Below are 9,566 nucleotides of genomic sequence, written 5' to 3'. Positions count from 1 at the left end.
GTCATCCTGCATCCTGAGGACCGTTCTTTTTCACGCACCGGTTTCTGACGAGCCCACATGGGCAGCGGTTTCCCCGAAACGTGCGACAGCCTACCCCACCCGGGGACTTCCAAGGCCATCCCGCCGCATCACGCGGCGTCGCCCGCCCGCATCGCATCATTCCCTGAATCGTCATGAGCCAAACGAACCAAACGCCGTCCCGCCTGAGTGTCAGCGCGGAAGCCGCCCGCAACCTCGCCACCGCCACCGTCACACCACCGCAGTGGGATGACATCACGCCACGCTGGCTCCACATCCTCCTCCCGTGGGTGGATGTCGATGGCGGCGTCTATCGTGTCAACCGCGTGAAACGCAAAGCCAACGGCGTCGCCGTGGATCTGCTCACCGTTGATGACGGCGAGCCGAAGCTTCCCGGCACCTTCGTCGATTACGAGAACGATCCGCAGGAATACCACCTCTCCTCGATCCAGACCGTCCTCCACACCCACACCCGCGTCACCGACCTCTACAGCAACGCCGTGGACCAGCTCCGCGAGCAGGTGCGCCTCACCGTGGAAGCGGTCAAGGAGCGTGAGGAGTCCGAGCTTCTCAACCATCCGGAATTCGGCCTCATCAATGTGGTGGCGGACTCCCAGGTGATCAAGACCCGCAAGGGCACCCCGACCCCGGACGACCTCGACGAACTGATCAAGCTGGTCTGGAAGAAACCCGCCTTCTTCCTCGCCCATCCGTATGCCATCGCCGCGTTCGGCCGTGAGGCGACCCGCCGTGGCGTCCCACCGCCAACCGTCACGCTGTTCGGCTCCCCGTTCATCACCTGGCGCGGCATTCCGCTGATCCCCAGCAACAAGCTGGCGATCGACAAGAAAGGCAAGACCAGCATCCTCCTGTTGCGCGTGGGTGAGAAGCAGCGTGGCATCGTCGGCCTCCAGAAAGCCGGAGTCACCGGTGAGATCGAGCCGGGCCTGTCCGTGCGCTACATGGGCACGAACGAACACTCCATCGCCTCCCACCTGGTGACCCGCTACTTCTCCGTGGCGAAGCTGGGTGAGGACGCCATCGCCCGCCTGGACGACGTTTCGATCAACAACTACCACGAGTATGTCTGAGCTCCGCATTGAGCCGGGCATCCTCACGGATGCCCCGGCCGATCCGTTCGGCGGCCTCATCGCGAAACTCGCCACCGAGATCTTCCACGATGGCCGCCCCTCCACCGACCGGTTTCCGTCCACGGAATCCGTGCAGGCTCCCGTGACGCCACCGACCACGGTGGCGGGCGCACCTTCCCAAGCCACACCGGCATCCGCCGGCACGGCATCCGCACCGCAGAACAGCCAGATCGATCTTTCCGGAGGATTTCCGGCCTCACACAATCCGGATGCCCCGCCGCCCGTCCACCCCACCGTGGTGGGCGCGGAGCCGGATGAGGAGGTACCCGGTTCCGGCACTCCGCAGGGCAGCCACATCCCCGGCTCGGCGGACTCCCATGAATTCGGCGAACCGGCGTTCAACTCCTGGGAACGCCGCTCTCCGGACCGCAGCCCCCAGCCGGACTCATTCTGGAATACGGAAGGCGGCAGCCATCCGGAAACGCCGGACTTCTATTTCCTGCGGGATGTCTCCGTGCCTGGTGCTCCGTCGGGGATCGCCTTTCCCCGTGCCAACACGTCCGCGCCGTTCAGCAGCTTCGATGTCGAAGGCGTGCGCCGTGATTTCCCCGCCCTGCACCAGCGGGTGAACGGTCATCCTCTGGTGTGGCTGGACAATGCCGCGACCACCCACAAGCCGCAGTCGGTCATCGACGCCACCTCGTCCTTCTACGGCCGGGACAACTCGAACATCCACCGCGCCGCCCACACCCTCGCGGGCCGATCGACGGAGTTGTTCGAAGCCGGGCGGGAGAAGGTGCGGCAGTTCCTGGGTGCGGCGGACGCGAAGGAGATCATCTTCGTCCGCGGCACCACGGAGGGCATCAACCTCATCGCCCAGAGCTGGGGCCGGAAGAACATCGGGGCCGGGGATGAGATCCTCCTCAGCAATCTGGAGCACCACGCTAACATCGTGCCGTGGCAGCTCCTCGCGGAGCAAACCGGAGCCAGCATCCGCGTGATCCCGATGAACGACCGCGGCGAACTGATCCTGGAGGAGGTGCCGAAGCTCATCACGGACAAGACGAAGATCGTTTCCGTAACGCAGGTTTCCAACGCGCTGGGCACCATCAACCCGGTGGAGGAGATCATTTCCATCGCCCATGCGCGGGGCGTGCCGGTCCTCATCGACGGAGCGCAATCGACCCCGCACATCCCGATCAACGTGCAGGCGATGGATGCGGATTTCTTCGTATTCTCCGGGCACAAGGTGTTCGGCCCCACGGGCATCGGCGCGGTGTATGGGAAATCCCATCTGCTGGAAAGCATGCCGCCATGGCAGGGCGGCGGCCACATGATCAAGGACGTCACCTTCGAGCGGACCATCTACAACCACGCCCCGGAGAAGTTCGAGGCGGGCACTCCGGACATCGCCGGAGTGGTGGGGCTGGGCGCCGCCATCGACTACCTGTTCAAGGTCGGCATCCCCGCCATCGCCGCGTATGAACACTCGCTGCTGGAGTATGCGACTCCCCTGCTCCACTCGATCCCGGGGCTGCGGCCCATCGGCACGGCCCATCACAAGGCCAGCGTGCTCGGTTTCGTGATTCCCGGGATTTCCAACGAAAAGATCGCGAAGCACCTGGACCAGGAAGGCATCGCCGTGCGCGGCGGCCACCACTGCGCCATGCCCGCGCTGCGGCACTTCGGCGTGGAATCCACCGTGCGGCCATCACTTGCGTTCTACAACACGTTCGCGGAGATTGACCAACTCATCGCCTCGCTCCACCAGCTTGTCCGCCGTTGAAGCGGCCTGAACATCCCTCCGTCACATGATCCAGATCTCCATCCCTGGCTTCGGCGAACTGAACCTCACCCGCCTCGTCATCGACTACAACGGCACCCTCGCCCGCGATGGCCGGCTGATTCCGGGTGCGCGGGAGATCCTCGCCGCGGCCGCCAAGCAACTGGAGATCCACGTGCTGACGGCGGACACCTATGGACTGGCCGCAGCCCAGCTCGCCAACCTGCCCGTGACGCTCACCATCCTCCCGCCCGGCGGTCAGGATGAAGCGAAGCGGAGCTTTGTTGAAAATCTCGGCGCGGACTCCATTGTGGCGGTGGGCAATGGCAGGAACGACCGGGGGATGCTCTCCGCCGCGCGACTTGGCATCGCCGTGATCCAGAAAGAAGGGGCCGCCGCAGGTGCGCTCGCCGCGGCGGATGTCGTGACAAGCTGCGTCTTCGATGCCTTCGAACTCCTGCAACATCCCACCCGCCTCACCGCCACCCTCCGCTCCTGAACCGCCATGGCCACCATCACACCCGCCGCCCTCCGCGAACTCCTTGCCGCCGATCCCTCCGCGGAACTCATCGACGTCCGCACGCCTCTGGAATTCAAGGAAGTCCACGCACAGGGCGCAAAGAACCTGCCTCTCGACACATTTGATCCGGCCTCCCTGCCGGATGGCAAGCCCGTCTATATTCTCTGCCGTTCCGGCCAGCGCGCGGCCCGGGCCGCGGAGAAGTTCTCCTCCACCCAGCAACCCATTGTGGTGGAAGGCGGGACGCTCGCGTGGGTGGAGGCCGGCCTGCCGGTGGTGCGGAGTGAAAAGAAAGTCATCGGCCTCGAGCGGCAGGTCCGCATCGCCGCCGGTTCCCTGGTCCTCGCGGGATTTCTGCTGGGATGGTTCGTGAATCCCTATTTCTTCTTCCTCTCCGGCTTCGTGGGGGCGGGACTCGTCTTCGCCGGCATCACCGACTGGTGCGGGATGGGACTGCTCCTTGCGAAAGCCCCCTGGAACCGATGACATCATGGGTCCACCGGCCCAGCCCCAGATCCCACCGTGCCCGATCACTCCTACTCCGAGTACATCCCCAAGCTTCTCGCTTCCTACGAGAAATTCGGAGGCCTCAACAACGCCGACGCCCTCAACCTGCCCTCCAAACACGCCGTGGGCGAAATCTGCGAGGGCCTGCTGCAGCTCCTTTTTCCCGGCTTCCACGACAATGACGTCGTCCACTCCGGCAACCTGGAGGAGATCACCGGGGACCGCCTCGCATCCGTGATCGGCAGGCTGGAGGACCAAGTCCGGAAAAGCGTCCGCATCGGGAACCCCACCAAGCCCACCGGCCTCACGCCGCCCATCATCCGGAAGTTCTGCAAGGCGCTCCACATCGTCCGCGAGATCCTGCGCACCGACATCGAGGCCGCCTACAACAACGATCCCTCCGCCCGCAGCCATGAGGAGATCATCCTTTCCTATCCTTTCATCGAGGCCATCGCCATCCAGCGGCTGGCGCACCGGCTCTACCGGGCGGGCGCGCCGATGATCCCGCGCATGATGACAGAGTGGGCGCACTCCCGCACCGGCATCGACATCCACCCCGGGGCCTCCATCGGCGCGCATTTCTTCATCGACCACGGCACCGGCGTGGTCATCGGGGAGACCTGCAACATCGGCAACCACTGCAAGATCTACCACGGCGTGACCCTGGGTGCCCGCACCTTCATCAAGGACGACCAGGGCCATGTCATCAAGGGCCTGAAACGGCACCCCAACCTGGGCGACAATGTGACGGTCTATCCGAACTCCACCATCCTCGGCGGGGAGACCGTCATCGGCTCGAACTCCACCATTGGCGCGAACGTCTTCCTCATGCACAGCATCCCGCCCGACAGCCTGGTCATCTACGAGGAAAAGAACCTCTCCATCCGCAGCAAGACGGATCGCCGCGCCGACCTCACATGGTCGATTTGAGCGAAGCTCAAATCAAACATCGAACATTGAACGTCCAACATCGAATGCTGAAATGAAGAAGATGGCACCCAATGTCAGGCCAATCCACGGAATCCTTTCCTAATCCACAGCACGCCACCCACTCATCTTCACTTCGACGTTCGATGTTGGACGTTCGATGTTCAATGTTCCTCCCTATGCATCACGGAATCGACCACCACGTCGGCAACACGCCGCTCCTCCGCCTCAACAAGCTCTCCGACTTTACCGGCTGCGAGATCCTCGCCAAGGCTGAGTTCATGAATCCCGGCGGCTCCGTGAAGGACCGCGCCGCGTGGGGCATCATCACGGACGCGGAGGAAAAGGGACTGCTCAGGCCCGGCCAAACCATCGTCGAAGGCACGGCTGGCAACACCGGCATCGGCCTCACCGCCATCGGCCACGCACGCGGGTACCGCACCGTCATCATCATCCCGGAGACACAGGCACCGGAGAAGATCCAGCTCCTCCGCGCGCTGGGCGCGGAGGTTCTCACCGTCCCGGCCAAACCCTACTCGGACCCCGGCAACTACAACCATATCGCACGCCGCCTGGCGGAAGAGAACGGCTGGTTCTGGGCGAACCAGTTCGACAACACCGCGAACCGTGAGGCGCATTTCAAAACCACCGGCCCGGAGATCTGGGAGCAGACCGGCGGCAGGATCGATGCCTTTGTCTCCGCAGTCGGCACCGGCGGCACACTGGCCGGCACTTCCCTCTACCTGAAAAGCCGGAATCCCGGGGTTCAGATCGTCTGCGCGGATCCTTATGGAGCCGCGATGTGGTCGTGGTTCACCAACGGAAACCTGGATACCGACGACGGGGACTCCTTCGCGGAAGGCATCGGCCAGGGCCGCGTGACGAAGAACATCGAGGACATCGTGGTGGACAAATCCTATCGCATCGGGGACCAGTCCGCGATTTCCATCATCCATTCCCTGCTCCGCGAGGAGGGTCTTTTCCTGGGCCTCTCCAGCGGCATCAACATCGCGGGAGCGGTGCGGTACGCCAAGGAGCATGGCCCGGGAAAAACCATCGTCACCATCCTCTGCGACAGCGGCGCGAAGTATCAGTCGAAGCTCTACAATGCGGAGTGGCTTTCCGCGAACGGCCTGGATCCATCCCTGCCCCTCTGAGCGGTTCCATCCGCCCTCATTGGTGGAAGCGGACCACCGCGCCTCCGGAGCCGCTCCGGGCATCATAGCCCAGACGGATCTCGCACCAGCGGTAGTTCCCCGGCTTGTAGCCGAGGCCACGCAGCCACTTGCCGGTGCGCCGGACGCACTCCCGCTCCTCCGCCTCCGTCCAACGGTCCCAGCCCCCCGCGTCGCCGACCCGCAAGGTCACCGTCACCAGATCCCCCTGATAGAAGCACAACCCCGCCGCCAACATACCTCCGTCAACAGGCACCTGTGGGAGATGCCGCCAGACAAAGCCGTTTCCCATTTCCTCCGGATCAGAGCCACACAGCAATACAGCCTGCCTCTCATCCATCCCCCGCGCGATCCGCAGTCCGCACGGATGACAGAGGACAAACTCCCCGCTCAGCATGGTTCCATCCCGCATGCCCCCGTCCGCCCGGTTCAAGCCCTGAGAGTTCCACCATCCATGGGAGCCGCCTGCTTCGACGCCATCCCCGCATGGAAGCACCGCACCCGCTCCATGTCCGACTTCCTCACGAACCAGCGCAGGGTTTTGGACGAAAGAATATCACCGAGATCCTCCACCGGCATCCTCCTCCCCGTCAATAATCCCACGAGCCTGGCGTCGCCATCCGTAACCTCCATGTAAGGCCTCACGATGATGAGGACCGTCAGCACGACACCCGCCAGAAGGATGACACCCGCCGCCGGAACGGAGCCGGACAACTGGGCCAAACACCCCGTCAGCAAGAGCGGGGAAAAGATGCTGCGCATGCAGTACCGCACGCGGACCGGGGATGATGGTGCAGAGGATACCATGGAATTTTTCAGGGAAACCTTTTTGAAAGCCCCTGAGATTCGGCACATCAAATCCGGCCGGGCAACCCCAATATGGCCGACTACCATGAACCCGGCAGCCTACTCCACGAATCTGACGACCGACTGCATTCTCCTCACACGCCCTGCGGAACCGGCAACAAGATTTGCTGGGAAAGAAGATCTCCATCCCCCAGCGTATGGTAACTCCAGAAACCCAAAAACCCATGTTCCCGGATTTCCAGAACCTCGCACTGACCAGACGCCAATTCTTCCGGCGCTCCGGGACCGGCCTGGGAGTCGCTGCTGTTTCATCGTTGCTGGCGAAAACCGGGCTGGGTTCCACCGCGGACACCGGACTCCCCCACTCCGCCGCCAAGGCGAAGCGGGCGATCTACATTTCACTGATCGGCGCGCCGTCACAGATCGACCTGTTCGATTACAAGCCGGAGTTGCGGAAGCGGTTCAAGGAGGACCTGAAGGACTATCTGGCGAAACAGGGCGAGCGGCTCACCGGCATGACCTCCGGGCAGGCGGCGTTCCCGCTGGCGCCATCCATCTTCAAGTTCGCGCAACACGGCCAGTCCGGCACGTGGATGAGCGAGCTGCTGCCGTGGCACGCGAAAATGGCGGACGACATCTGTGTCATCAGGTCGATGCACACGGACGCCATCAACCACGAACCCGCGAACCAGCTCGTCTGCACAGGCTCCATGCAGAACGGGAAGGCATCCATCGGTTCATGGCTTTCCTACGGACTGGGTTCCATGAACAAGGATCTGCCGGACTTCGTGGTGCTGCATGCGAAGCACAGCTCACCCTACTCCAATGTGCAGGCGATCTCCGCCCGGCTCTGGGGATCCGGCTTTCTTCCGGGCAAGCATGCGGGTGTGGCTCTGCGGGCTGCCGGTGACCCCGTGTTGTATCTGAAGGATGCGCCCGGCATTTCCCGGGAGACACGGCGCACCATGCTGGATGGCATCAACGCGCTGAACCGGAAATCCTTCGGGGCGATCAACGATCCCGAGATCCAGACCCGCATCCAGCAGTATGAGATGGCCTTCCGCATGCAGGCCTCCGTGCCGGAACTGGCCGACCTGTCCGGGGAAACGGAGGCGACGCACCAGCTTTACGGGGAGGACAGCAAGACGCGCGGCACCTTCGCCAACTCCGCCCTCATGGCACGGCGGCTCCTGGAGCGCGGCGTGCGCTTCGTCCAGATCTTCCACCGCGGATGGGACCAGCACGGGAACCTGCCACGCGACCTGGCGTCCCAGTGCAAAGACGTGGACCAGGGAGCCTATGGCCTGATCCAGGATCTCAAGCAGCGTGGGATGCTGGAAGACACCCTCGTCATCTTCGGCGGGGAGTTCGGCCGCACCGTCTATTGCCAGGGCGGTCTCAGCGAGACGAACTATGGCCGTGACCACCACCCGCGCTGCTTCTCGCTGTGGATGGCGGGCGGCGGCATCAAGGCAGGGACGACCTATGGTGAGACGGATGACATGAGCTATAACATCGTGAAGGATCCGGTGCATATCCGCGACCTTCACGCGACCATCCTGCACCAGCTCGGACTCAACCACGAGCGGCTGGCCTTCAAGTTCCAGGGACTGGACCAGCGGCTGACCGGCGTGGAACCGGCAAAGGTGGTGGGTGGGATCCTGGCATGACGAAACCGGATCGGTTCCGTTGGTTCCTGAAAACCGCAGCGGCAGCGGTCGTGGTGTTCACCGTCTGGTTGGTGGGGCTGGGCATTTCCATCCACCGGTTCGGATCGGGGGACCACGCGCGCCCGTCCGACTGCATCATCGTGCTGGGCGCGGCGGTCCATGGGGACATTCCCTCGCCCGTATTCCTGGAACGACTACGCCATGGAGTGGATCTCCAGCACCGGGGCATGGCACGGAAAATCATCTTCACCGGAGCCCGCGCGGAGGGTGACAGCCATTCGGAGAGATGGCGCGAGACCTCGGGATCCGTGCGCTTTCCTCCCCCACCCCGTCATCGCGCTACCGCACATGGCGCACGCAGCTTCCATTCCTGCTGCGGGAAATGTATTTCTTCCACCACTATCTGGTGACGGGAGATTGATGCCCGCCACACCCTGTCGCCGTCCATGCACAACCTGAGGAGAGCCACCATCACCCGATCCCCGTCCGGAGACGCTTCCATCGTCGTCACCCGCAGCGCGTTCCGGAAGCAGGCGGTTCATTTCATCATCAGCCTGCTGCTCACGTGCGGGTTCTTCGCCGCCGTGGCCTATCAGACGGACATGCGGTGGATCCTTCACATCGCCATATCCACCCTCATCGCCGCGCCGCTTGTCTTCCTGCTCTACGCCCGCTCTCCCCGGAGCATGCGTGTGGGTGCCACCATCCTCTCGCTCCGGGAGGGATTCATCACCAACCGCTGGGGGGAAAAGGTGCCATGGGCCGGACTGGAATCCATTTCCGTGGTGCGGTTGCGTTACACATGGGGGAAAATCCGGTGGGAGGAATTCATCCTGCTCAATGACAGGAACGGACCGGTTCTGGCCGTGGATCACAGGAGCGAATACGGTACTTTCATCCCCAACGATCTGCCCGAATTGACCTGTTCCCTCACAGGGCTGAAATACCAGGTGATCCGCGGCGAGAATCACAATCTGGATGTTAAAATGGGCCTCCACCGTTTCCGGAAATTATGGTGATCCATCAGCCGAAGGCCGCCGGATGAGGAAAGACTGAGGGGAGTGGAAG

General features: G+C 63.3%; 10 protein-coding genes. 8 read left to right on the top strand and 2 right to left on the bottom strand.

The genetic code is table 11. The features are described from left to right. Window positions 1-173 precede the first annotated feature (173 nt). The 6 genes from KF712_02040 to KF712_02015 all read left to right on the top strand — a co-directional run bounded on the left by KF712_02040 (window position 174) and on the right by KF712_02015 (window position 6,003). Window positions 174-1,109 (top strand): hypothetical protein, encoded by a 936-nt coding sequence (locus KF712_02040; protein ID MBX3739745.1) that lies wholly within the window; start codon window positions 174-176, stop codon window positions 1,107-1,109. Further along, window positions 1,102-2,895 (top strand): SufS family cysteine desulfurase, encoded by a 1,794-nt coding sequence (locus KF712_02035; protein ID MBX3739744.1) that lies wholly within the window; start codon window positions 1,102-1,104, stop codon window positions 2,893-2,895. Before KF712_02040 ends, KF712_02035 begins: the two co-directional genes overlap by 8 nt. 25 nt (window positions 2,896-2,920) lie before the next feature. Next, a complete protein-coding gene (locus KF712_02030) occupies window positions 2,921-3,391 on the top strand; it encodes a hypothetical protein (GenBank protein MBX3739743.1) in 471 nt (156 codons plus the stop codon). A gap of 6 nt (window positions 3,392-3,397) precedes the next feature. Then, window positions 3,398-3,898, top strand: coding sequence for a rhodanese-like domain-containing protein (locus tag KF712_02025; protein MBX3739742.1), 501 nt, complete (start codon window positions 3,398-3,400; stop codon window positions 3,896-3,898). Between the two features lie 63 nt (window positions 3,899-3,961). Continuing rightward, window positions 3,962-4,849 carry a serine acetyltransferase gene (locus KF712_02020; GenBank protein MBX3739741.1) on the top strand — a complete coding sequence of 296 codons (888 nt, stop codon included), beginning with the start codon at window positions 3,962-3,964 and terminating at the stop codon, window positions 4,847-4,849. Between the two features lie 176 nt (window positions 4,850-5,025). Then, entirely contained in the window at window positions 5,026-6,003 is a 978-nt protein-coding gene (locus tag KF712_02015; protein MBX3739740.1) for a cysteine synthase A, read from the top strand. Window positions 6,004-6,019: 16 nt separating this feature from the next. On the opposite strand, the gene KF712_02010 is transcribed toward KF712_02015, so the two are convergent. Then, window positions 6,020-6,433, bottom strand: a complete 414-nt coding sequence (locus tag KF712_02010; protein ID MBX3739739.1) for a hypothetical protein — start codon at window positions 6,431-6,433, stop codon at window positions 6,020-6,022. Between the two features lie 17 nt (window positions 6,434-6,450). Then, entirely contained in the window at window positions 6,451-6,783 is a 333-nt protein-coding gene (locus KF712_02005) for a hypothetical protein (protein MBX3739738.1), read from the bottom strand. 269 nt (window positions 6,784-7,052) lie between these two features. Here KF712_02005 and KF712_02000 point away from each other — a divergent pair, with 269 nt between their 5' ends. Beyond that, entirely contained in the window at window positions 7,053-8,498 is a 1,446-nt protein-coding gene (locus tag KF712_02000) for a DUF1501 domain-containing protein (protein ID MBX3739737.1), read from the top strand. Window positions 8,499-8,944: 446 nt separating this feature from the next. Next, complete coding sequence (locus KF712_01995) at window positions 8,945-9,517, top strand: hypothetical protein (GenBank protein ID MBX3739736.1); 573 nt, start codon at window positions 8,945-8,947, stop codon at window positions 9,515-9,517. Window positions 9,518-9,566: the final 49 nt, after the last annotated feature.

Source organism: Akkermansiaceae bacterium, from assembly GCA_019634595.1.
In the GTDB taxonomy this organism is placed as follows: Bacteria; Verrucomicrobiota; Verrucomicrobiia; order Verrucomicrobiales; family Akkermansiaceae; genus Luteolibacter.
Note: the sequence above shows the minus strand (reverse complement) of the source record. Positions and strands in the feature narration are given on the sequence as shown.